Raw genomic sequence first — 23812 nt, 5'->3', positions numbered from 1 at the left:
GCGTCACATTTCCACGCCATCCGGACAGCCGCTGCCGCCTCGGCGTAGTGTCGGCGCCATGAGCGATCCCCTCGACGACGCGGAACAGCCGCGCTGTCCGGAATGCTCGGCCGTGCTGCGCGACGCCGGCCATGGCTTCGCCTGTCATTCGTGCCGGATCGTTGTGATCGGCAGCATCCCCTCCGCCTGACGCCGAGCACGCCGGCGGCACCCTTGGCGAGGACGCCCCCGGTTCCGCGCACGCGGCGGTGCCGCTATACGTAGCAGTGGTGCACGTGCCAGTCGGTCTCTGCCCGGTAGACGTCGAACACCACCGCCTCACCCGCCTCATCCGTCGCCTGGAACCGCCACCCATACAACCCACGAGACGGTTCGCCGGGTGACGCCCAGATCGAGTCCCGCAACCGGGTCGGGATGTCGGTGACGCGCCACCGCCTACCGGCGTGGAACATCCGCACCGGGATGTCGTCGACCATCCATAGAGTCACTTCGTGTTCTACCGCCACCTCGACCATGACACACAAGAATAGAACATAGCTTCGAGTCTTGCTAGAGTCGGAGACGCGGCCGGATGAGGGGATGTCCGGGATGGGGACCAGCGAAAGGTACGCCGAGTATTACGACCGGCAGATGGACAACCGCATCCTCCAGCGCATCGCCGACGAGAACCCGCTGCAGTCGCTGACGGCGGAGGAGCGCCGCGAAGGCACCCTTCCGGTGACGCGGGATCCGCAACCGAAGGCGTGTAAGGCGTGGGTGCGGTTCGGTCCGCACGCGATGCTCGTCGACGCGGTCGTGGTGGTCTGGAACGACCTTGCCTGCGGCATCCAGTTCACGGTCGGTGACAAGGAGTTGCGGTGTTGGGTGTGGGCGAATGCGGTGAGCGCCGTCGCCTGAGGACGGCGCGGTCGATACACTCCCGCGTTCAGCGGCGCAGAGACGCCGTCGTTGGCGTGGATGCCGAGGCGGGTGTTGCTGCGTGCGACTGGCGCGCGACGTTCTCGGCGCGGGATTGCGCAGGGTCCAGCGTGGCCCGGATGCGGCGTTCGGACTCGGCAGCGTCGAGCTGGTGCGCGTGCTCGCGGTGTGTGCGGACGAGGTCCGCGTGGGCGCGGGTGCGGGATTGGTACTCGTCGGCGAGCCGGTCTCGAGTGGCGTGGAGCTCTCCGTCGACTCCGTTGGTGCGGCCGTGTCCGGTCGCGGTGTCGCCCGCGATCCGGGCGTCGAGGTCGAGCAGCGTGCGCCAGGTGGTGTGCAGCCATTGCGTGGCCGCGTCGATCTCACTACGGGTGGTCGCCTCTCGCCGCTGGTACTCGGCGTGCACCCGGTCGATGTCGAGAACGTGGCCGAGGGGTCGTCGGGCGTGGTCCGTCCATGAGGGAGGCGCGGGTGGGCGGGCGGCGCGGCTCAGCTCGGTGCGGGCGGCGCGGAACGAGTCGTCGATGCTCACCTCGGGGATGCCGCGGAGCATGCTGTCCGCGATCCGGTCCCGCGCCGCCGCGTCCGTGCCGGCGATCGCGATCGCCACGTTGTGACTGCGGCCGCGGGTCATCCCGACGTACAGCCCGGACGCGTCCACCCCAGGGCCGACGACGGCGGCGTCGGTGGTCTCCCCCTGGATGCCGTGCACCGTCGACGCGTAGGCGAGATGAACGTGCCGAGCCGCGTACTCGATGGTGACCGTGCGGGTGTCGCCACTGTCGGAGGTGCTCTGCAGCTCCAGCCCGGTGGGGGTGATGTGGCGGATAGTCCAGACGGCCCGGTTCTCGACGCCGGTCTCGCGGTCGTTGCGGCGGGTCTGCACCACGTCCCCCTCCAGCAGTCGCTGCTCGCCCTGCCCGACCGCGATCCGAGCCAGCGTGAGCTCGCCGGCATCGACGCGGCGTTGCTGGATGGCCTCGTTGATGGTATCGGCTTCGTCATTGGTGCCGGTTACAAGCGCGACCCGGTGATGGTCACGGGTCCACCGGAGGTACGCCTCCACCATTACGTCGCGCGCCTGCACATGGTCGGACACGCGATGGATCAGACCGCGGGAGTCCAGCTCCGCGGCGACCGCGAGGGCGGCCTCTTTGGATGCGGGTTCCCGCATCCGCAGTGTGAGCGCGGCGTAGTCCGGGTCGCGGAATCGGTGCACCGCGGTGAGTTCGACGACGGCGGTGGCGCGTCGGGTGAGGGCGGCCATCGCGCCGGAGTGGCCGACCGGGCGGGCCTGCAGGTGATCGCCGACCATCGCGATGCCGGCCCCGGTATCGGCCGCAACAGTGGTGAGCGCGTTCGCGGTGTGCAGGTCGATCATGCCCGCCTCATCCACCACGATCCGATCCCCCGCGGCCAGCGGGAACCGGCGCGGCCCCTCATACATGTATCCGGTAGCGGGGTCGATGTCGCCCGGAGTCAGCCGGGTCCACACTTCGGCGCCGGCGTCGTCGCGACCCCACCGGTAGCCGTGATCGGCGAGCAGAGCGTGCAGGCTCGACGCCGTGGTGCCAAGCTCCCGGCCAGCGACCGACGCCGCCTTCTTCGTCGGTGCCACCACGACCATGCCCCGTCCGCGACGGGCCAGCGCGGTCTTCGCGACCCGCAGCATGGTGGTCTTGCCCGCACCCGCAGGGCCGGTGACCGAGACCAGCCGGGCGGTGCCCGCGATCGCCGCAGCCGCCGCCACCTGCTGGCGGTCCAGCGTGACCTCCTCCCGCAGGACCTCGCCCGCAGTCGCGACCACTTCCGCCTCGGGAGCCGGGGTCCCCGCGTGGGTGAGGGCGTCGAATCGTGCGCCAAGTTCGACCTTCAGTGCCGCGGTCGCGGTGGCCATGTACCCCTTCACATGGGCGGGCCGGTCGCCTTCCTCCGCCAGGAGGTCGACGGTGAATTCGACGGCCCGGCACAAGACCTCATCGATCACCGGTTGCAGGTCCCGACGCGCGCCGACAACACCCGACGAGGCAAGCGCGCGAGTCACGCCGGCACGAAGATCGAACAGGCTGAACCGCCCCCCGCACGCGGTGGAGCGGGCATCCGCATCCACCGCGGCGCGCGCCCCGAGCAGCCCGAAGTCGAGATCCTCCAACGTCACCACCCAAACCGGTACCCCGGGTCGAGGCTCCAGGAGGGTGGGGTCGAGGGTGGCGAGTTCGTCGGTGATGAGGTGTTCCCATGAGGTCTCGTCGATGGTGTCGGGCTTCTTCGGGCGGGCCTTCGCCCACGCCAGCCGGTCGATCTGATGCAGCTGATCCGGGCTCGGATCCTGTCCCGGATGCTCCGCCCGCCAAGCCGCGAGCAGCATCGCCCGGTTCGCTTCGATCTGCGTCGACCGGCGCGACAACGGCCGCACGACGTGGGCCAGTTCGGCGATCTCCCCGTCGGCGTTAAGGGTGTAGCCGTGGGATGCGAGCGCGTGCCGCCAATCCGGGTCGGTGCGGGCGGCGAGCTCCCCTTCCGCGTTGATGACCGTGTGCAACTTCATCGCGACCCGCGAGTCCACGTTGGACCACTGCCCGTCCTGCCCCAGCACCTTCACGCTCAGCCACAGGTGGCGATGGATGTGCGGGTCCAGCGCCCGGGAGCGCCGGTGCTGCAACTCGACCACCTCCACCCGGTGCAGCGCCTCCCGGATCCGACCACCCGCGCCGCGACGAGCGTTGAGCTCCGCTTGCCAGGTGGTGATGATGCGATCCCGCAGCCGGTCCTGCAGCGCCTCGAACGCCGCCGCCAACTCCGGGTTGATGAGAGCAGCGATGCTGTACGACTTCGGCGCATTGATCGTGCCATCCAGGATCAGATCCGCATCCGCGGAACGCAGATCCCTGCCCCGTCGCTCCCCCGTCACCGGGTCGCAGCCGTCCACCCAGCGTCGCAGCGCGGTCTCATCCAGGAGGTCCGTGCGGATCACACCGTCCTCGACCGTGAACCGGGTCACACCCGCCGAGTCATCGCCCCCGTAGCCAGCGAGCGCATCCACCCCCGCGGACCGCAGATGGGAGTCACACGACCCCTTCAGCGCGTACGAGAGCGCCTGCCGAACCCCCTGCGATTCGACACCCCGCTTCCACCGCTCGAGGCCACCCCGCATTCCACCAGAATAGACCCAAACTGCTTAACTCGAAATGACTTCCACAGAAAGTGCCTGCGTGCATTCCGATTTTCTTGGTCGCGCTTCCTCGTCCCTGGTCGCTCGTCCCAGGTAGCTCGCCGCTCGCTCGTTGCTCGTTGCTCGTTGCTCGTTGCTCGTTGCTCGTTGCTCGCTCGTTGCGCGTCGCTGGGCGATCTTCGTCACCGCGAGCTTCGTCCGGTGAGGGCAGCATCCGTTGGGTCTGTACCTGGCGTTCGCAGACGAACCCCTCATCGCGCACCTCATCGACCCGGCTATCCGCGACCGCAGTGGCCACAGCTCCGATCGCGACGACGCCATTCTCGGCACCTCGATCAACGACCGTCGTTCGCGCTTGCGTGAGCGAGCTGCTGTCGCCTGCCTCTGCGAACATGGTCGGATGGCAGAGCCCACACCGCACCAAGAGCTCCACAAGGACGGGAGCGTGCGAGCGCGCGGTCAGATGCTCGACGACGAGATGCATGGCTATTGGGAGTGGTTCCGACTCGACGGGAGCATCATGCGCAGCGGGTCGTTTGATCGCGGTCGCCAGATCGGAGTCTGGACCACCTACGATCGCTCGGGCGCGCCGCACAAGGAGACTCAATTCGGCCAGTAGTTGCGATCTTGCCGCACGGTGGTCGACCCTCTCTTCAGTCCTTCGCCGATCTCCTACGCATCGGCATTCAGTGGGGACGCGCTTGATTGACCGCGTTGACGATATAGGAGGTCCGGAGCGCGAGGCGGTACCTGGCGTCGAGCGGCACCGCCGGTGGGTCAAGTAGTGCGCGTTCGACGTGTTCAACATCGACGTCGACGAGCTGCGCGATGTTCTCCGGTGTGAGATGGCATTCGATAGTGAGCGACTCGAGGATGCCCTGGAGTCTTTCGTTGTCGTCGATCGACAGCCCTTCAGAGAGGTGCGCCGATAGAAGTGCGACCCGACGGCTCTCCTCGCTAGTCAGAAGCGGAGGCCACGCGCCGGGTTGTGAGTTCGAAACGTCTCCGCGAAGGAAGCGAGCCATCGACTCGGCGGGGATCCGGGTGATCGCCTGCAGCGCATCCTCAGAGAGTCCGCCGGCGGCGATGACTGCCTGCAGGTCTTCGCTGGGAATATGAGCTTCGATCGTCATAAAGTTCATCCTGCCCAATGCGCACCGTCGCTACCTGTATCGCTCGTTGCTCCGGTGCGCACCCCAGCCGCACGCGCTCCGGCTGGCACGCCACCTGCCCCAACCGCGCATCGCCCTCGAGCGGACCGGGATGCGTGCAGCGCGGCTGCATTGGAGAGGGTCAGTGATTTGGGCAGACGCCACTTGAGGGAAGCTCGAGCCAGCATTCGGTGCATACCTCGGCGGTCTTACGAGCCGAGGCACTCCGTGAGAAGCCACTTCGCCCGGACTGGTTGATCGGGAGATCGATCTGCTCACCGGTGCCATCGGCCTTGCGGAAGTAGATGGACCCGCTGTTGATGTAGTGGACGAGGCCGCCATCGGCTGGAACCATGGCGATGTAGCCGCCGCTTCGGGGTATGTAGGCCTCGCGGAACTCGAACTTGGCGAGGTGTTCGCGGACCGTCCCGAGGTTTTCGAATGGGATTCGGAACTCGTGGAGAGCCGCGTCGAATGTGGCAAAAGTGCGACGGCCCCGCTCGTCGTCGATCCCCTCCACGATGAACCCGAGCTCCTGCAGGCGTCGCGCCGCTCCCGTCCTTCCCCCGCTGATCTCGGCGTTTGAGACGGCCACTCCATGTTGCACCTCGTAGGCAGCCGCGAATATGGCTTTCGAGTCGTATCGGCCAGTGTCGGTTACGAGGAAGTACTCCTTCGCTTCGCCGTAGCCGTACTTCTCGAGAAACGTCCACCGCCCGAGACGGTCGAACTCGTCGAGTGCGGTTTCGACCGCGTGCCGGTCGGAGAGGTCTTCATACGACACCATGACTGGACGATATCGGACGACCGTGTCGCTGCTCACGTGCGAGCAACGCACTGGAGCTAGAGCCCGGCGGACCGCGGCGACTTGGTTCCACCTCATCACCACTGCGGAGTCGCGGGAGTGGGGAGGAAGAAGGACCGGGGCGACGCCTTGATCGACCTCGAGCAGGTCCCGCACGCGGTTGCGGATGAAGCCGAGGAGTGTCGCTCCTTGCGTCTTTCTGGCGAATGCGCGCCGCCGGAGGCGGTCATGCGGACTGACGGCGACGAGTTCGGTTCCCCGACGCCGCGGCCCCTGCTGACGTCGCGCTTGTAGAGTGGCGGCAATGAGCGCGCCGCAGGCCTACGCCGCCCCGAACTGGTATCCCGACCCCCACGTGCCCGGCCTGATGCGCTGGTGGGACGGCACCCAGTGGACCAGCGACACCAAGCCCGCGCCGCGGCCCACACAGACTACGAACGGCGCGGCCGTCACCGGCCTCGTCCTGGGCATTCTGGCGGTCGTCTTCGCGATCCTCACCCGTCTGCTCGGGCCGCTCGCGCTACCACTCGCCATCGCTGCCTTCATCGTGGGCCTGCTAGGCGCACGCTCAGCGATCGGCAACCACCAACGGGGCCGGTGGATGGGTACCATCGGGGCGACGCTCCGCGGCGTGACAACCGTGCTCATGGTCCTCGACCTTTACTACTTCTGACGCTGCGGGCTCCAGCCGCGCACTGGACTTCACCGAAGGCCGGCTGCTCGGAGTCGAGATGGTTGGCACAAGGCCCTCCTGACGCCACGGTCAATCGCGGATGCCGACGCGCACCCGTAGCAACCCCAACCGAACGCAGTTTGGTCGGCACGCCTCGCGCCTCAAGCGCGCATCGCCCTCACGCCGACCGGCAACCGCGCAGGGGAACGCAGGGCGACGTGCGAGCATTGGCTGGTGGACCGGGCAACATTCGAGCAAGCCGTGCAGAGCGATCGACTCGAGCGTTGGCTGCATATCGGGGCTCCTGTGGGAACGACGACGAACCAGTTGTGCGTGTGGCGAGCGGGTGAGTGGTTCACGATTGCGACGGACGAACGCGCGGGTCGCATCGAATCGACGTTTCGTCGCTTCGAGGATGAATCGACCGCGCTCGACAGCGCGCTGGCCGAGCTTCGATTCTTGAAGGAGCTTCTGGGTTAAGCCGGAGCCATGCCTGCGAGCCCTCCTTCGAGGGCCCTCCTCCGTTCGATTGCGTCCAGGCGCCGAGTCCCTGTCGGCGGCGCTCGAAAACTGAACACTTGCGGCGGTGAAAAGTGAACACTCAACGATTGGAGAGTGATCACTTTGGAGGACTGGGCGCTGATCCGCAGGTTGGCTGCGGAGGGGGTTCCGAAGGCGCGTATCGCGGAACGGTTGGGGATCTCTCGGACGACGGTGATCAAGGCGGTGAACGCCGACTCGCCGCCCAGGTATGAGCGAACACCGGCGCCGACGTCGTTCACCGTGTTTGAGCCGCGGGTGCGGGAACTGTTGGCCGAGACGCCGGACATGCCCGCAACGGTGTTGGCTGAGCGGGTCGGGTGGACCGGGTCGATCCGGTGGTTCCGGGACAACGTGAAACGGCTGCGGCCGGAGCAGCGGCGGATCGATCCCGCGGACCGGCTGGTGTGGGAGCCGGGAGATGCGGCGCAGTGCGATCTGTGGTTCCCGCCGCGAAAGATCCCACTCGAGGACGGCACTTCGAAGCTGCTGCCGGTGCTGGTGATCACCGCCGCGCACTCGCGGTTCGTGACCGGTCGGATGATCCCGACCCGCAAGACCGAGGACCTGCTGCTGGGGTCGTGGGAGCTGATCCAGCAACTGGGACGGGTGCCGCGCCGGCTGCTCTGGGACAACGAGCCCGGTATCGGCCGCGGGCAGCGCCGCGCGGACGGAGTGGCCGCGTTCATGGGGACGCTGGCGACCAAGCTGGTGCTGCTGCCGCCGAGGGATCCGGAGTCCAAGGGAGTGGTGGAGCGCCGAAACGGCTGGTTCGAGACGTCGTTCATGCCGGGTCGCTCGTTCACCTCGCCGGCGGACTTCAACACCCAGTTCACCGACTGGCTGGGCCGCGCGAACGCCCGGGTGGTGCGCACTACCGGCGCCGCCCCGGTCGATCGACTCGATGCGGATCGGGCGAGCATGCTGCCGTTGCCGCCGATCCCGTTGCATCTGGGATGGCGCAACCGGCTGCGGCTGGGTCGGGACTACTACGTCCGCATCGACACCAACGACTACTCCGTCGACCCACACGTGATCGGCCGGATCGTCGACGTCACTGCGGACCTGGACCGGGTCCGGGTCCGCTGCGACGGGCGGATCGTCGCCGACCACCCGCGACTCTGGGCGCGCGGCAGGGTGGTCACCGATCCCGTTCACGTGGAGACGGCGGCGGTGTTGCGCCGCCAGTTCCAGCAGCCGCGCGCGGTCGCTGCCGGCGACGACCTCACCAGGGATCTGGCCGACTACGACCGGGCGTTCGGGATCTCAGGCGGCGGGCTCAGCTGATGGCCGCCAACAAGAGCACCACCGAGGCTGCGAAGCAGATCACGTATCTGGCCGGCGCGCTGAAGGCGCCGCGGATCACCGAAGCCGCGGTCCGGCTCGCCGACCAGGCGCGGGACGCCGGCTGGTCGTTCGAGGACTACCTCGCCGCCGTCCTCGAACGCGAGGTCTCGGCGCGCAACGCGTCGGGCGCGGAGCTGCGGATCAAAGCCGCCGGGTTTCCCGCCCGCAAGACGCTGGACGACTTCGACTGGGACGCGCAACCCGCCGTCCGCCAGCAGGTCGCGGCTCTCGCTTCCGGTGGGTTCCTCCTCGAAGCGCAGAACGTGGTGCTGCTCGGCCCACCCGGCACCGGCAAGACCCACTTGGCGACCGCGCTCGGGATCGTCGCGGCGAGGCACGGGCACCGGGTGCTGTTCGCGACCGCGACGGACTGGGTCACCCGTCTCACCGACGCGCACCGGCAGGGCCTGCTCCCGAAGGAGCTCGCGAGGTTGCGCCGTTACGGGCTGATCATCGTCGACGAGGTCGGCTATCTGCCGTTCGAGCAAGACGCCGCGAACCTCTTCTTCCAGCTCGTCTCCAGTCGCTACGAACACGCCTCGCTGATCCTCACCTCGAACCTGCCGTTCTCCGGCTGGGGCGGCGTGTTCGGGGACCAAGCCGTCGCCGCCGCGATGATCGACCGGATCGTCCATCACGCCGACGTACTCACCCTCAAAGGCGCCAGCTATCGACTCCGCGGACGCGGCATCGACAGCCTCCCCAGCATCCGCACCACCACCGCCGAAACGCCTGACTAGACTGCCCGCAACCGTTCACTTTTCAAGCGCCGGAATCGACCAGTTCTGCAGCGCCGCCGACAGTCCCACAACTCCCCTGAGAATGGGAGCGCTCACCGAGAGGCCTCCGCACCATGGTCTCCCTCTCCTGCAGGTCCCTGGTAGCGGAAGTGCTCGCCGTCCGTTACCTCATCTCGGAGACGCGGCGTCGCTCGCGTGCTCGATGATGGACCCGCTCGCGAGCGGGGATCGATTGCGGCTTCCGCAATGGTCAAAGCAATTCTGCTGGCATTGCGTCACCCGCTTTCCTCACCAAGAGTGCGTTTCACGCCGGACGTTTAGCACTTCGGAGCGTGCAGGCCGATCTCTACCCTTGGCCAGGCCCGCCCAGACTCGTTCCGGGCTCGGGCGTGGGGCAGACCGCCGAGCCCGGAATGACGCCGATGAGGGCGCGAACGGCGACGCCGTCCTTTGCCTCGGCGATCGTGTAGATGATCCCCTCGAGGGATTCTTGGGTGGGCGCATTCGGCACGGTCGCGTTGTGGACGACGCGGTTGGTGGGGTTCCCGAACGGGTTGGTGACGATCAAGTCCGCCGTGGGGTGTTCGCTCATCCAGCTGGCGGTCTCGACGACCGTTGTTCCGGGGATCGTCCAGTACGCCTCGCGCAACTCCATCGGGGAGCACCACCAGCGGTAGGACTCGTTGCCGAAGCCGGCACCGGTGGTCAGCGGCTTCTCCGGCGAACGCACCGCTCCTGGTGGGAGCACCGCCTCGTCGATCCATGACTGCGCTTTCGCCGCCGCCTCAGCATCTCCCTCCGGGGAGGCCGACGCCATCGTGGAAGCGCTAGGCGCTGACACCTCCGGATCCGTGCCGCCCGCGCCAGTGGCGCAGCCTGCAAGCACACCAATCATCAGCACGCCCAACACGGGGCCCAACGCACGTCGTTGCACGCGCCCACCCTAAGACACCCCGCTGCAGCAATTAGTCAGCTTGCGTGCCAGTTACGTGGACGAGCTGATTTCGTCGGGGAGGTCCGTAGCGCGACCGATTTCCGGCGGTCGCCGGTCTCTCTATTGGCAGGCCTGGTTCGGCAGATGCGGAAGCCGGAATGCTGGACTCGCTGGTTCCCCTTGCCACACTTACTGCGGACGACGGCATTGAGCATCGGGGCGCCCAGGGCTAGCCATCTGCATGCTTGCCGGATCACGTTCAGGGCCGCATGTTGCTTCGATACGACTGCTTACTCGTCTACAATCGCGTCAGGTCTGGGGCAGTAGGGGTGTGGTGGGGGCGACGATGCCGGAAACAGACGTGGAGTTATCTCCAGCGCACTATCTGCGCGAGTATGGCAATCACTCGGTCGGCATCGCCTTGTCCGGCGGAGGTTTGAGAGCCGCCTCCTTCAGTCTCGGTGCGCTTCAAGCCCTGAACGTCAAGATGGGTCTACTGCGAGGGCCTCGAGCAGCCAAATGGATTTCCGCAGTTTCGGGAGGTTCGTACATCGCGAGCGCGATCACGCTACTTAACGCAGGTAGCCGCGCGCGTTACGTGGATGATGAGCCAATCGGCGCTGTTGACTTAGCGGCCAACGAAGCACCATTCGCGCCCGGCTCACCTGAGGCAGCCCACGTACTCCGGCATAGCTCGTACCTCGTTGAGGACGGCGGCTGGCGAACAGCCACAAAAATCGGCTGGCTGCTCTTCGCCAGCTTCCTTTCGCTGGCGGTGCTTCTTTGTTGGATCGGTGTGATGCTCATCGCCGACCTGACAATGGTGAGTTTGATGACCCACGGGTGGATCGAAGGATGGGCGGGACCCAAACCTTCATGGATGGCCGATCCGCTGGCTCAATGGGCACTGGGCGTCGGTGGTGTTGTTCTCTTTGTTCTGCTGTTTCGTTCCGGCCTGCGCATGGAAGCCACGGGCCGCTTCATGGCGAAGACACGTGCGACGCTGTTGAGGCTGCTGGCACTCATCGTGCTGTTGCTTGCCATCCCATTCCTCACCGCTCGTATATTCGCTTCGCCGATACTGTCCTCGCCTGCTTGGATCGCAGACTATTGGCTTGTCATCACAATCGCCGCGGTGGGCTTCGGGCTCCTGGTCATAACGCTTCGCTGGCTTGCACGCATCCGGGCGCTGGCCATCTTAGGTGCGCTTGCGTCCGGGCTCGTCGCGACCGTCGCGGCGGTACTCCCATGGGCTCTCGCGATCCTCGTCATCTGTTGGGTGGGCACTTTCGCATGGATGGAGTACCTGCGTCATGCGCTTGCCGGAGATGAGGACGAGGGGGGCCGGATGGTCCTCGGCCTCGTTGGGTTCTTCGCCGTCCTAATTGCGGCGGTCGTGTTCTACTGGCTGCCCGGCGCAATATCCCCGCACCGGCCCTACCGGCAACTTCTCAGTCGATGCTTTGCCGTCATGCGCACGTCGTCAAATGAGGTCGCAGCTGCGGTCAAGCCGGAGGAAATTGCCCTCAGTTCGCTTAAGCCTTCGTACGACCAGGTCGCCTACCCAGAACTTGTCATTTGCGCCGCCGCCAATGTCAGCGACACGGGGGCCGCACCGGCCGGCAGCAACGTACTTCCGCTGGTTATCGATTCAAGGTGGGTCATGGTGGGAACCGATCGACGCCAGCGCATCCCGGTCGAACAGATGGAGCGTTTAAAGTCGCCGTCCAAGCGACGATTCGGCGTGGCCCCTCAGCCGACCCTCAGCGTCGCTTCCGCAATCGCCATCGCTGGAGCCGCCGTCTCCCCGGCTATGGGCCGCCATTCCATACCCCACCTCCGGTCCATGCTCGCTAGTCTCAACGTGAGATTGGGAGTATGGCTTCCCAATCCGATGTCGCCGCAGGCCCGAGAGGACGTCGCTGAAGGCAAGAGCGCCCAATTCGACGTTGGATCGAACCACCTGGTCATGGAGATGGTCGGTGCACATAAGTCGACGGCTCGCATCGTGTACGCGAGCGACGGCGGACACTATGAGAATCTAGGAATCGTCGAACTTATGCGGCGCCGATGCAATGTCATCTGGGCCATCGACGCATCTGCAGACCCGCGTGGCAGAGCATCCTCTCTCGCGCAATCGATCATGATCGCCGAATCCGAGATTGGCTGTCTCATCGACATCGACCTGGATGTCTTCGCGCTGAACGAGAGGAATCGGCCCCGCACGACCAGCGTCACGGGCACGATCACATATCCTGCGCACGAGGGTCTTCCCCCCGCGACGCTTCACGTTCTGAAGCTGGGAGTGTCCGATGATCATTCCCCTGTCATCCGCGAGTACGAGAGACAAGACCCTGGATTCCCTCTCCATGCGACGATCCAACAGGTGTACTCAGCCGAACGATTCGAGGCTTATCGGCGGCTAGGCTACGAAACCGCGACGCTGCTGGTGAAGAATCTCCCGGCACCGCCCGAGGCGGGAAGCGAGGAAATCGCGAATCGATTTCAAGGTTAGGCCGCGTCTTCGGAGCTCACGCGGGAATCCCGGTTTCTGACTAGAAGCGAAGCCCGCTCGATCGCCCGGGCGGACGAGGTGAGTGATAGCGCACGCGCTGGGAATTCCCCCAGGGACGTGAATCGGGCTGGACGCTTCTGAGTCAGAAGGGCTGCCCACCGCGATCTTCGGTCCCGGCCCCACCCGAGGACCTCCACGGTCGCGATGGACTGGCAGGGTTCCGATCCGGCTATCGATGTGCATATCGGCGCGGTGGACGACCGTCGCGCGGGCGGCGGATTTTCGAGGGTTCGGGTCGAATAGCGTGTGGCCATGCCGTCTGTAGCAGAGAGCGTCGACGAGATCCAGAGCGCCATCGCTCAGCTGCGCTCCGCCGCGATCCTCGACGACGATCCACTTCGGAGTGAGTCTGCCAAGCGCCTCCAGTTGCAGTTTGCGGGGATCACCACTTCGCAAGAGCTCCGCGCGGCCGCCAGAGGTGCCCTCCGCCTCTACTCAGGTGGGATGGGTTCATTCCGCGACGCGGGAACATCGCTGGTGACTCCGCGATAACGCGATTGGGCGAAGCACTCCGTCACGCCATCTAGCGGCGCCCGACCCCGTTCGATGACGGACCGTGTGCGAGCGTGATTCCCCGTCAGGACCGGCTCGCTAGACCAAGCACGGCACGGCCCCCGCGCTCTTGGGCTGAGGTCTGCCACACTTGGCGCTGATGCAGGCCGTTGATTATGTTGCCGGGGCATACCCTGCCGCGAGAGTGGACGACCTCGTGCTGCGGGGCGCAGGCGATGTCGAGCTTGTCTTCATCCTGGAATCGCCGCACACGGATGAATTGATCTCGAGGCACCCGGTTGCCGGCATGACCGGACGGAATGCATTGGCAATCCTCCGCCAGCAGACGCGAGGCACGGAGAGCTTGGGCCACGTGGTGAAGGACAAGATCGATGCCGGGGACGGGCGGGTCGCAATACTCAACGTCTCGACGGTGCCCCTCCAGGAGAAGGCGTTCAAACCACGGACCAGGATCGCCGCGCCGCCGCTGAGTGATTGGGGGGTCCTCGATGACATGCGCGATGCGAGTAAGGCGGCACACGTTGCGGTAGACCCCGCGGCGCAGGCCGTCACCGCGGCGCTCCGGGGCGACTTGCAGCACCGGATGAGAAACGTGCCTATGGGCGCCGACTGCATCGTGGCCGTATGCGGAGGATTCGCGCATCCATTCGGCCGGGCGCTGATCCTCAACGCGGGCCAAACGTTGATTGAGGTGCGGCATCCCTCCAACGGATGGTGGTTGGAAACGACTGGGCAGTACGCAATCAATCTGGATATCGTCCGCGACCGCTTCTTGACCAGTACCCGATGAGGCCACTGCAGCGCTGACGGCTCCGGCCAGGCTCGGACTTGGCGTCGATTCTGCACGGTCGAGATCGTTCTGCGGCCAGAGGGTGCGGGCAGACAACGCCACGGCGAGCACAAGTCGTCGACGCTCGCTAAGGTCGGCGTCGTGACGAACGCAGCACCTGGCTGGTACGACGACGGCTCCGGACAGCAGCGGTGGTGGGACGGCGCGCGCTGGACGGAGCACGTTGCACCCAAGCTCCAGCAGCGAACTCCTCCGACCGGCTGGTACGACGACGGGTCTGGCCGACAGAGGTGGTGGGACGGGCAGACCTGGGGCCACTTCGCGGTCGAGAATGTCGCGCCGGCCTCGGCAGTCGGGGTCGAGATGCAGGTCAGCCTGGTGAACTGGCCGCTGTGGTTCCTGCTGCTCTCCGACGAGCGGCAGCCGAGCCACGTACGTATTCGAGTGTTCCCCGGGTTCGACCCGGGGACCCCGCCGACGTTCGGTACCCCAGGTCAGATCGCCGACGCCGATGTCGACGAATGGGAGGGCGCCACCCTGAACATCGCCGTGCACTCATCTCAGCGCGAGCTCATCGCGTCGCTCGGCGACGACATGGTCCAGATCCTCAGCTCCGTCTCGAATGACGTGCAGGCCGCGATCGACGAGTCAGGCCGAGACGGCGCCGCGCGCTGACGCCAGTCCCGATACGCCCGAGGGCCCCGATCTTCCTCGGGGCACCCCGGAGTACGAGAGCATCCTCATGCCCCTGCTTCTCTCGGGCCGGTGAGTCACCGCGCGACAAGCCGGGCGCTGCCCGCAAGCGGAGCCACAACCGAACGCACTCCGGCCGGCACGCCACGCGCCTCAAGCGCGCACTGCCCTCGCGCCGACCCTCCTCCGAGCGGCCGGCCGCAGGCTACCCGCTGCGGCGGGCTAGGGCGGTCTCGACGATCTCGGCGGCTTGGCTCTCGAGGCCGACTTGCCCCAGCACCCCGATCGCCGTTGCTCGATCGCCATGATCGATCGCTCGATCCCATGTTGCCCGGACATGACGAGCCGCTCGTTGACCGTCATCCCGCCGTAGCCGGCGCGCTCGAGATGCATGTGCGGAGCATAACCATGAAGGCGCCCGAACTCGTCGCCCGTACGGGGACCGCCTTCCGCACGTAGGGCGCACCCTGAGCACGGCTAGCGAGTTGCAGACGTTATTGCCATCGGACGGCACGTTCCGGCATGTAGCCGTTCAGCATGCCGTTCACAAAGTTGGAGAAGGCAGTGGTGTTGGCGAAGTAGTTCGGATATGCGGCCTGCAGTTGGTCAAACTTCGTCATGCCGATGAGGACCGCGTCGATGTTCTCGTCGTTTCGGGCTTCGAGGCTCGCAAGGCGCTCTTGCGCCTCGCCGACGGTGTCGAACCGCGAGACATACAGTTCGCCCTTGTCGCGGAACAGTTCCATCACGAGTGTGGAGTTGCGCATCTGTGGCCCGAATGATTCGACGACTGCGGTGAAGCCGCTTAGGCGCTGAAGTACAGCATGCTCGACTTCGAGTGCCGCCAGCTCGCCGCGAAGCCGTTCGATGTCTAAAGCCGCTTCGGTGGGCTGGGTCAGTTCTTCGTCGAGCGCCATCAGGGAACTGACGACTAGGAAGTAACGTGCGATCCCCGGGTCAGCCTCGCTGTACTTCAGACGACCGCCGCCGAACAGATCCATTGTTTCTACTGCTGTGGCCCAAGCATGTTGAAGCTCGGTGCGGATCTGGACCTCAACCTTGTGCCCGTGATACGCCTTCTTGGTAGCACGATACTCGTAAACGAGGTGCACACCGCGGTATCCCGACGACTGCGGTCCTGGTGCGTCACGGAGGTAGTCGTACTTGCGAACAATCGTGTTCTGCGCGCGGCCCGCGTTCTCGAGCCTGCGTACGACAGCATCGACTTGCGCGACGGTGGACAGGATGACGCGGCATCCGCCGAGATCCTGCATCGTAGTGACATTCATGCGCGGATAGCGCTCGAGCTTGTCCAGGATGGTGGGAAGTCGCTTGAGGCGGCGAGCGACGACAGCGTCGGGCTTGACGGCGATGGCGTTTCCGCGGACGTGCATTGTGATCGACAGCAGTGGGTATCCGTGTGAGCTGCGGAAGTTGCTGAGCTTTGTGCGGGCGTCGTCGATCTCGTCTAATGTGCCGTTGCCTTGGCCGATCAATTCGCCGGCTTTGCGCACAGCGTTCTTCGAGTATCTGAGTTCTTCCCACGCCACGAGCGTCATCCTTTCACGCTCTCGCGGAAGTTCCTTCACGCTCGCGTGGTAGCTCGAGCAGGTCTTCGCACTAAGCCTCGGGCGGCCCGGGCAAGGACCGGTGATCGCACGTCGCGGACGGCGAACTTCGACGGGCCGCTTCCGCGCATGGACCGTTCGGCGACCGTCCCGCGGGCGGGAGGTCTGTATGAGACCTGGAGCCTCAGACGTGTCTTACCCGGGAATCAACGCCGTTTGCTCGCGGAAGCTGCAGGTCGATGATGACGTCGGCGTGCTGATTGCCGCCGCACTGTTCGGTGCCGTCGATACGTGCCCAGTCGACGTCGATGATGCCCTCCTGGACGATCGCCCCGTCAGCGTCAGAGACGCGGTATCCCATCAGCGCCGGGGAGTCGAGCAGTGTTGCGGTCCACCCACCGACGCTGTCGCCCTCGAGTCCGAATACCCCGGTTGCGATAGGTGTCGCCGTGGATCCGACCTTGACCGGTTCCTCAACGGGCCCGGGTAGGCAATCCTCCCCGCTGCAGAGCTCAAGGCTCAGTCCGGCTGTGGGTGCTGACAGCTGAACCGATGCGGCGCTGCTGTAGCCGATCGCGGGGCACGCGAACGGGATCGGAAATGATGCGCAGCCAGTGAGCGCGAGGATCATTGCGGCTGCCGCGATCGAAGAAGCGAGTCGTCGCATGGAGCCTAGTCTCGTGTCGATCGTGCCTCGCGCGAGGAGATCGTTATTCGCCTGCGACTCCGCTTACGCTGACGCCCGTCCGTTTGGACACGGCCTCGCGCCGGCTACGGAGACGGAATGTCGCCCAGCGCCCGAGCGCGGTGCACCCGCCGCAGACCGCGGCGAAGATCAGCGCGATAAGCCGGATCGGCTCGGCGATCGGCGCTCCAGCCGCTGCAATCAACGTGACCACGGCGCCCGCAACGAAACCGAGCAGGCCGAACGCGACCACGTGAACCCAGCGCCGGTGAACGCTGCTCAGCGCCCACCCGAGCAGCCACGCGAACGGCGCGCCAAGCCAGGTGAGGGCCAATGCGATGACGGCGTAGGCGACGACCGTGGCGCCGAGGAGGGGCAGTCCCCCGGTGTCACGGAACGTGTCCGGGTACCTGATGCAGCCGTATGCCAGGGAGAGAACCATGAACGTCGCCCAGACCGTCAGCGTGTGGAGCGTGACGTCATGGAATGTGAAAGGCGTTACGACTGTACGGCCGGGGGATGCCGCGTCACGCCGGCGCTGCAGCGCGTCACCCATGCCTTGCACTCTAGTAGTGGCCGGCGTCCGCTTTAGGACCGACATCCGCACGCCAACGAACAGTCCATCGACTGCCCTCGGCTCCTGGGTGGTTGTGGTCGCCCGCTCGATATGCCGCCCGACGGCGAGGGAGGCAGGGGCTTTCGCTATGGTCGACGAATGCTCCCGCCCGACACCCCGCGACTGCACTTTCGCCACATGGCTCCGCCCGATCTGCCCGCCATGGCCGACCTTCTCGGGGATCCCGAGGTCATGCGGTTCTATCCCGCCCCGAAGACCCGTGAGCAGGCGGCCTCGTGGATCGACTGGAACCAGCGGAACTATGCCGAGTACGGGCACGGGCTATGGATCATCGAAACCATCTCGGGAGAGTTCGTCGGGGATTGTGGCCTGACCTGGCAGGATGTCAATGGCACCCGGCGCCTCGAGGTCGGCTACCACGTCCTGCCCCACTGGCAAGGGCAGGGGCTGGCGACGGAAGCGGCCGCCGCATGCCGCGACTTCGCGCGAGACCGCCTCGGGGCCGAGGAACTCATCGCGATAGTCCACCCCGAAAATCGCGCCTCGACCCGGGTGGCGGCCAAGATCGGGATGGATCGGGAGAACAAGGACCGCGGCAATGACGAAGCGGTGCGCTGGGTTCTGAGCATGTCTTTGGTGCTCGCCTAACGACCGCCTCTCGGGCTCGCTTCGCTCCCGCTATCCGCGCCGGATGCTGACCGGACCGCGCCTGCCACGACTGCCGCCGCCCTCACGATCCCGGCGCGATACGATCCTGAGATCCGGCAGGCTGGCCACCGAAGCACGGGAGACGAATCGCACAACGGAAACGTCCTCCGCCCTGTGACCCGCGCTGAACAACCGCACGCCGAGCGGCCCTAGACGTGCCCGATGACGCGCCGCGAAGGCGGTCGAGCTAATTCCGCAGGAATCCTATGCGCCCTGTCGCCATCGCGAGTCGCTCAACTGGATCGAACAGGTCGGAGCCTGCAAGCGCGTTCGATAGCTGATATTCGTCGCGGTCCAGTAGGGCGAGCACCAGAATGAGCTCGCCCTGAGTCGTAATCCACCCTGAGGTCACATCATGCGAATCGGATTGTGGGCCGTACTCATCGATGACGCTCAAGACTTCCTCGAGGTTCTCCCGCATGTAGACCTCGACGAGGGCCCGTAGCTCGACCGCGGAACCAAGTCCGGCCGCCTCTACCTGCTCGATGACATCCATCGTGAGCTGAGCATCGCTGGGAGCGTGCGTCAGATGATTCACCGTAACCTCGAGATACTGAGAAAGCTCCAGCCGACGGAAGCCGTCGAGCTCACGTGCCATCGCCACACCCTCTTCGAGCTGGAGGTCGAAGAGTTCCATCAAGACAAGCAGGCGGTTGAAGTGTCGTCTCACGGCGTCCGGCACCTCCCCCTTCTTGTAGATGTAGCGGTGCTCCGTTTCAGCCCAGGCGTGCTGCGCGGCGGTTCTGATTTGCACCTCGCATTGCAGCAGCGTCCCGTCGGGACGTCGTACGGCGTCGGACGTAATGTGAGCGTGCAGGCCCCGATAACGGATGACCGATGGGTCGGACTGTTCCTCCTGGTTCTCTACCTCGACGACTTCAAGGACTTTGGAGTTACGCAGACTAGCGACTACCTCCGACCTTTCGGAGGACGTTCCGACGATCACGCGGGCGCCGATGATGTCTGCGCATTCAGACCACGGGTCGGAGTACTTCTTACGGAGCTGCTTCTTGAAGAGTTCGAGGGGTTCCTTCGCGCGAGCTGACACAGAAGCCTTGAGCACGCCCCGCTCGCCAATGCACTCGGCCAGCGCAATCTCGAGTTGACGTGCCTGCGACTTGTACTGCTCGTGCAGCTCCGCATACTGGTCGTACAGCTCTCGCGCTGTAGTCGTCATCCCTATCGTGCCCCGTTCTTGACGGTCTCCACGCGCGCTCCCCTGATCTCGACGATGGGGCCGGCCGCGCCATCCGACACCTGCACGGCGCCGTCGCCCCCCACTTCCTCGGGGGGTGCAGTGATGGTGATGTCGTTCTCGAGTTCGATCCGCACCTTCCGCATGCGACTGTCGATACGTGAGTTGTCCTTCGAGAAGGCAATCAGGGGCGCGTGGGCGGCTTGCGCCAGAGACGCGATCTCTTTGCCGTGTCCGTTCGGCACGTGTTTTTGAATGAAAGCTGTCGGATCAAACTGCTTGTCGTTCGAACGAAGTTCAGACAAGAGCGCGTGCTGAACCTCAACCTTCTGGTCGCCAGTCATTGTGCTCCGGTTGATCGCTTGCGTGATCCCGTCGAGGAGCATCTCAGTCATAACCGACGGTTCCTCTCTCAGACGCATCCCGAGAAACTTGCCGAGGAAGTAGGCGGCGATGTTTCGATCACTCTGCTCGTCGACGGCTTCTCCTGACACGAAGCCCGCTGCCGACCAAGCCTTGATGAAGATCGCAACCTTGTAGATCCTTGTCTTGTCGCCAAATACAAGGTCCCGTAGCAATTCGACAGCGAATACGTTGTTGCCATGCTCGTCTTTGGTTGGCTCCAAGCGCATCGCCTCCTGGTGCTCGACCTTGGCGATGACGAAGCCCTCTTCATTCCCGAGGCTAGCTTCGGCGACTACAAGTAACCCTTCGGCCGCTGTACCGGGTTGAGTGGACGCCAGAGCATCAGCCAGCAACTTACTCGCAGCCTCCAGCGATGTGGACGACGCCCAAAGTGCGAGGAGGGTGTCTCGAGCAGGGTGCTTCTCCGCGTCGGCCTGGACGATGGGGAGGGCCCTGCTGTAGAGGGACTTCTGGAAGCGACTGACGAGGTATCCAAGATCCTGCGGAGAGAGGTCCACGGGGGCGTCGGTCAGCATTGTCGAAAATGTGTGCTCGCCGAGATTGTCCCGAAGCACCCGGTGCATCATGACGTTCCCGAGCTTGAGCGACGAATAGTTGATCACCATACCCCCCTGCATCGAAGACTAGGGGACGGTGCACCCCATGCGGGTGAATGCATGGGTCGAGCCGCGCACGTTCGCTTTTCGCGGCGGAGGCGGCGTAAATCGAGGGGCGGCGGGCTGTGGGCTGCCCGCACCGCGACTCCAACGCGGGGCCAGGCTACTCCCACCCGCCACGGTGCTCCCTCCTCGGGCATCTCGTCGTTCTCACGGGCGCTTGCTGATACTGCGGCAAGATGGGCGCCATGGATTACGACCTGGATCGCCTCGGCGCCATGGAGTTTGAGCACATGGTTCAGGCGCTCGCAATCGCTGAGCTAGGCATTTCGGTCTCCACTTTCGGGGCGGGCGCGGATGGCGGTCGCGAGGCAACCTTCGACGCGGGACCTAGCAACCACGGTGCCAATGACTTTGGGAGCTGGCGCGGATACGGGATCGTGCAGGCCAAGTCGATGAGGTTCCCCAGAGAGCCTGCCGCAAATGCGACCGCACTTGTCGCGGCGATCGAGCAAGAGCTCAATCGATTCTTGCCAAGGGACGTTAAAGACGCGGAGGCTCCCGCACCTCCACGGAACTACATCATCGCGACCAACGCACGGTTGTCAGCGACGCCCGGAGGTGGGATCGACAGGGTCTCGGACACGCTCCGACTGCATGCGGTTGGCCTCGCAGGCTATGCCATCTGGCACTACGAGCACCTTTGCCGGCTCCTGGACAAGCACGTCGGTGTGCGCAAGGCTTTTGCGGGGTTCGTCACTCCCGGTGACGTGCTGACGCAGCTCGCCGAGGTTCTGGATGGCAGCGCCTCGCGAGTGGGATCCGTACTGAAGATCCACGCGGCCTCTCAGCTTTCGGCGAAGGAGGCGCTGAAGCTCGAAACGGGTGAGATCTCAGAAGCCAACAAGGTCCGCTTGAGCGAAGTTGCGATTGACTTGCCGGCCGTAACGACATCGGGCAACGACCTCATGGTCGTTGACTACTTGCTCAAGGCTGGAGACAAGAGCCTGAGGAACTCCCACCGTGGCGAAGCCCCGTACGGATTCGTCGTGCTCGGCGGGCCCGGCCAGGGAAAGAGCACGGTTGGCCAGATTCTCGCGCAGTCATACAGGATCGGCCTGCTCGAGAACTCAACGTCGCCGCTTACCCCTCAAGTGGACGCGGCGATTCGCGCTACGAAGGAGTGCCTCGCAGAGTTGCAGTTGGACGTACCTCGCAATCGCAGATGGCCTGTCGTCGTCGAGCTTGCCGCGTTTGCCGACGCACTTGCCGAGAACTCGTTGCTCACTGTCGTCGAGTACATCGCGACTCAGCTCCGGTCTCAGGGAGCCGCGGTACAAGCGGGAGCCGTGTCGTCATGGCTCTCAACCTGGCCGTGGCTTCTCGTGCTTGATGGGCTCGATGAGGTTCCCGCACGTACAAGCCGCGACGCTGTTATTGCAGCGCTGAACGACCTCATCATCGAGTCGCGCCTCGATAACTGGGACGTGATGGTGGTCTGTACGACGCGTCCGCAAGGCTATAGCGACGAGTTCTCCGAACTGAATGCCAGGCAACTCGAGTTGCGGTATCTCAGCTCGGCCGAAGGCGCGGCCTATGGGCGCAGGATCATCCGCGCCAAGTATCGGGACGACCCGGAGACCGCGCGGAAGGTGCTGCGTGACCTCGAGGCGGCACTGCAGCAACCGCACACGACAAGGTTGATGCGGACGCCGCTTCAGGTTTCCATCATGGAGTTCCTCCTCGAAGAACTCGCAAGCGTGCCGGATACCAGGCATGAACTCTTCGATGGCTACTACCGCGCCATCTACGCGCGCGAGAGCCGAAAGGCAGGATGGCTGGGGCAGCTCCTCCGAACGCACTCCGAGCAGGTTGATTGGGTGCACGAACAGATTGGGTTTGGGCTACAGCGGAACGCGGAGTTGTCGGGCGAAGCGGAAGCTTCACTTCCCGACGACGCGGTCGTCGATCTGTTCCGGAAGCGCCTAAGTGAGCAAGAGTTCGACCAGAAGGACATCGACCGACTGTCGGCTGACCTCGATAGGGCGGTTAAGCAGCGACTGGTGCTGCTTGTTGCTCGCCGAGGCTCAAACCTATCCTTCGAGGTGCGATCGCTTCAGGAGTACATGGCCGCACGCGCAATAACAACGGGTCCAGCGGCTCGCGTCTACGAACGCTTGGCGAGACTCGCACCCTCGGCCTACTGGCGGAACACGTGCCTACTGGCCTATGGCCGGCTCTACACAACGCGGGAATTTGAGCGGGATGCGCTACTTGAGAGAATCCGCAGACTAGACAACGACTCTACCGTCGGCTCGTTCGTCGGCTACGGGTCCCGGTTGGCCATCGACCTGCTTGACGACGACTTCGGTATCGCCGTGCCTGCCCATCGCAGGTCGCTCCTCACGCTGGCGATGTCGCAGATCGGACGTTGGCCCGGCCCGGAGCTCAAGCGACTGAGCGGGATAGCCCGCTCGGCGATCAATGGCCGGGACGAGCGCACGGCCGAGATAGTCAGAGACAATCTCTACAACGCTTCCCATTCCGGTGGTAGGGACCGCCTCGGAGCTTTGGCGGTTGTCCACGACTGGGAGCGGGAATCCAAGATTTCTGGTCAAGTGGCGAAGAAGCTGCTCGACCCTTTCCAGACGGGCACGCGTCTTGACCGACGGCGTGACGCAAGTGGCCCCGTGGTGTCGGCCTCGCGCGTTCTCCAGTCAACCGTGCGTGCGGCTCGCTTCTCGCCGGAGGAGGCTTTGCAATGGTCGGCGTTGGAAGAGGCGCTCCTTGACGACATCACGACTTTCGCGAGCGCAACTGACTCGGAATCCATCCAGGCGAGTCGTAGAGATCTCGACTGGATAATCTCCGATGCAGCGCGACGGTTGCTCCAGTCTCGCGAAGTACAAGATCTCGTTATCCGCGTGTGCAACCAATCACGGGGCAATCAAGCCGCAGCCGTGATTCTGTTGCGCCGTGCGCTCGTCACTGTTGACGAACTAGTCCCACGCGGGCTTGACGAGGACCTGGCGGACGTGGGACAAGAAATCGCGAGGGGGTGGAACTCGTGAGACCGCGTTCCCGCCCCGCGCCAATGTTGACCGGGGCAACCCTGCCAGGTCAATGTAGGAGAGAGCTCAGCGGGTGCACGGACACGCAAGCGCGAGAAACGCACGAGATGGACTGCCTGTCTCCGGGGTTGGCTA

At 65.0% G+C, this 23812-nt stretch carries 22 protein-coding genes; 12 read left to right on the top strand and 10 right to left on the bottom strand.

Annotation, left to right across the window (positions count from 1 at the left end; genetic code table 11):
- The first annotated feature begins 58 nt into the window (after positions 1 to 58).
- Positions 59 to 190, top strand: coding sequence for a hypothetical protein (locus ASF40_RS21635; RefSeq protein ID WP_268776143.1), 132 nt, complete (start codon positions 59 to 61; stop codon positions 188 to 190).
- 64 nt (positions 191 to 254) lie between these two features.
- Here the strand turns inward: ASF40_RS21635 and ASF40_RS20500 are convergent, their stop codons facing one another.
- The gene (locus tag ASF40_RS20500) at positions 255 to 476 is read right to left on the bottom strand and encodes a hypothetical protein (protein ID WP_235560312.1); all 222 of its coding nucleotides are present in this window, start codon (positions 474 to 476) and stop codon (positions 255 to 257) included.
- 112 nt (positions 477 to 588) lie between these two features.
- Here ASF40_RS20500 and ASF40_RS20495 point away from each other — a divergent pair, with 112 nt between their 5' ends.
- Positions 589 to 897 (top strand): hypothetical protein, encoded by a 309-nt coding sequence (locus ASF40_RS20495; protein WP_056372703.1) that lies wholly within the window; start codon positions 589 to 591, stop codon positions 895 to 897.
- Positions 898 to 925: 28 nt separating this feature from the next.
- Here ASF40_RS20495 and ASF40_RS20490 read toward each other — a convergent pair whose 3' ends face one another.
- The gene (locus ASF40_RS20490; protein ID WP_056372701.1) at positions 926 to 3892 is read right to left on the bottom strand and encodes an AAA family ATPase; all 2967 of its coding nucleotides are present in this window, start codon (positions 3890 to 3892) and stop codon (positions 926 to 928) included.
- 415 nt (positions 3893 to 4307) lie between these two features.
- Here ASF40_RS20490 and ASF40_RS21545 point away from each other — a divergent pair, with 415 nt between their 5' ends.
- Positions 4308 to 4709, top strand: a complete 402-nt coding sequence (locus ASF40_RS21545; protein WP_235560311.1) for a toxin-antitoxin system YwqK family antitoxin — start codon at positions 4308 to 4310, stop codon at positions 4707 to 4709.
- A 67-nt stretch (positions 4710 to 4776) separates the two neighbouring features.
- Here the strand turns inward: ASF40_RS21545 and ASF40_RS20480 are convergent, their stop codons facing one another.
- Both ASF40_RS20480 and ASF40_RS20475 read right to left on the bottom strand, forming a co-directional pair.
- Positions 4777 to 5223, bottom strand: a complete 447-nt coding sequence (locus ASF40_RS20480) for an HTH domain-containing protein (protein WP_056372651.1) — start codon at positions 5221 to 5223, stop codon at positions 4777 to 4779.
- 160 nt (positions 5224 to 5383) lie between these two features.
- Positions 5384 to 6028, bottom strand: a complete 645-nt coding sequence (locus ASF40_RS20475; RefSeq protein ID WP_056372649.1) for a hypothetical protein — start codon at positions 6026 to 6028, stop codon at positions 5384 to 5386.
- A 322-nt stretch (positions 6029 to 6350) separates the two neighbouring features.
- On the opposite strand from ASF40_RS20475, the gene ASF40_RS20465 reads away from it, so the two are divergent.
- The 4 genes from ASF40_RS20465 to istB all read left to right on the top strand — a co-directional run bounded on the left by ASF40_RS20465 (position 6351) and on the right by istB (position 9346).
- Positions 6351 to 6719, top strand: a complete 369-nt coding sequence (locus ASF40_RS20465) for a DUF2510 domain-containing protein (protein WP_082497252.1) — start codon at positions 6351 to 6353, stop codon at positions 6717 to 6719.
- A gap of 234 nt (positions 6720 to 6953) precedes the next feature.
- Positions 6954 to 7199, top strand: a complete 246-nt coding sequence (locus tag ASF40_RS21235) for a hypothetical protein (RefSeq protein WP_157549880.1) — start codon at positions 6954 to 6956, stop codon at positions 7197 to 7199.
- A 135-nt stretch (positions 7200 to 7334) separates the two neighbouring features.
- Entirely contained in the window at positions 7335 to 8546 is a 1212-nt protein-coding gene (gene istA, locus ASF40_RS20460) for an IS21 family transposase (RefSeq protein WP_056372644.1), read from the top strand.
- Complete coding sequence (istB, locus tag ASF40_RS20455; RefSeq protein ID WP_056372642.1) at positions 8546 to 9346, top strand: IS21-like element helper ATPase IstB; 801 nt, start codon at positions 8546 to 8548, stop codon at positions 9344 to 9346. The genes istA and istB overlap by 1 nt, the downstream gene beginning before the upstream one ends.
- Positions 9347 to 9692: 346 nt before the next feature.
- Here istB and ASF40_RS20450 read toward each other — a convergent pair whose 3' ends face one another.
- On the bottom strand, positions 9693 to 10163 hold the full coding sequence (locus tag ASF40_RS20450; RefSeq protein WP_056372639.1) for a hypothetical protein: 471 nt from the start codon (positions 10161 to 10163) through the stop codon (positions 9693 to 9695).
- Positions 10164 to 10626: 463 nt separating this feature from the next.
- Here ASF40_RS20450 and ASF40_RS20445 point away from each other — a divergent pair, with 463 nt between their 5' ends.
- The 3 genes from ASF40_RS20445 to ASF40_RS21540 all read left to right on the top strand — a co-directional run bounded on the left by ASF40_RS20445 (position 10627) and on the right by ASF40_RS21540 (position 14833).
- Positions 10627 to 12795 (top strand): DUF3488 domain-containing protein, encoded by a 2169-nt coding sequence (locus ASF40_RS20445; protein ID WP_157549878.1) that lies wholly within the window; start codon positions 10627 to 10629, stop codon positions 12793 to 12795.
- Between the two features lie 757 nt (positions 12796 to 13552).
- Positions 13553 to 14158 (top strand): hypothetical protein, encoded by a 606-nt coding sequence (locus ASF40_RS20435; RefSeq protein WP_056372633.1) that lies wholly within the window; start codon positions 13553 to 13555, stop codon positions 14156 to 14158.
- A gap of 141 nt (positions 14159 to 14299) precedes the next feature.
- Complete coding sequence (locus ASF40_RS21540) at positions 14300 to 14833, top strand: DUF2510 domain-containing protein (RefSeq protein ID WP_056372631.1); 534 nt, start codon at positions 14300 to 14302, stop codon at positions 14831 to 14833.
- Between the two features lie 512 nt (positions 14834 to 15345).
- On the opposite strand, the gene ASF40_RS20425 is transcribed toward ASF40_RS21540, so the two are convergent.
- From ASF40_RS20425 to ASF40_RS20415, 3 genes are all read right to left on the bottom strand, one after another.
- On the bottom strand, positions 15346 to 16410 hold the full coding sequence (locus ASF40_RS20425) for a RelA/SpoT domain-containing protein (protein ID WP_056372629.1): 1065 nt from the start codon (positions 16408 to 16410) through the stop codon (positions 15346 to 15348).
- A 193-nt stretch (positions 16411 to 16603) separates the two neighbouring features.
- On the bottom strand, positions 16604 to 17086 hold the full coding sequence (locus ASF40_RS20420) for a hypothetical protein (protein ID WP_157549876.1): 483 nt from the start codon (positions 17084 to 17086) through the stop codon (positions 16604 to 16606).
- Between the two features lie 43 nt (positions 17087 to 17129).
- Complete coding sequence (locus ASF40_RS20415; protein WP_157549874.1) at positions 17130 to 17660, bottom strand: hypothetical protein; 531 nt, start codon at positions 17658 to 17660, stop codon at positions 17130 to 17132.
- 159 nt (positions 17661 to 17819) lie between these two features.
- Between ASF40_RS20415 and ASF40_RS20410 the strand changes: the two genes are divergently transcribed.
- Positions 17820 to 18329 (top strand): GNAT family N-acetyltransferase, encoded by a 510-nt coding sequence (locus tag ASF40_RS20410; RefSeq protein ID WP_056372622.1) that lies wholly within the window; start codon positions 17820 to 17822, stop codon positions 18327 to 18329.
- A 247-nt stretch (positions 18330 to 18576) separates the two neighbouring features.
- Here the strand turns inward: ASF40_RS20410 and ASF40_RS20405 are convergent, their stop codons facing one another.
- Positions 18577 to 19566: a GTP pyrophosphokinase gene (locus ASF40_RS20405; protein ID WP_056372621.1), complete on the bottom strand. Its 990-nt coding sequence runs from the start codon at positions 19564 to 19566 to the stop codon at positions 18577 to 18579.
- Between the two features lie 2 nt (positions 19567 to 19568).
- Positions 19569 to 20615: a nucleoid-associated protein gene (locus ASF40_RS20400; protein WP_056372618.1), complete on the bottom strand. Its 1047-nt coding sequence runs from the start codon at positions 20613 to 20615 to the stop codon at positions 19569 to 19571.
- Between the two features lie 239 nt (positions 20616 to 20854).
- Here ASF40_RS20400 and ASF40_RS20395 point away from each other — a divergent pair, with 239 nt between their 5' ends.
- Positions 20855 to 23677: an NACHT domain-containing protein gene (locus ASF40_RS20395; RefSeq protein WP_157549870.1), complete on the top strand. Its 2823-nt coding sequence runs from the start codon at positions 20855 to 20857 to the stop codon at positions 23675 to 23677.
- Positions 23678 to 23812: the final 135 nt, after the last annotated feature.

It is taken from the genome of Microbacterium sp. Leaf288, assembly GCF_001422925.1.
In the GTDB taxonomy this organism is placed as follows: domain Bacteria; phylum Actinomycetota; class Actinomycetes; order Actinomycetales; family Microbacteriaceae; genus Microbacterium.
Note: the sequence above shows the minus strand (reverse complement) of the source record. Positions and strands in the feature narration are given on the sequence as shown.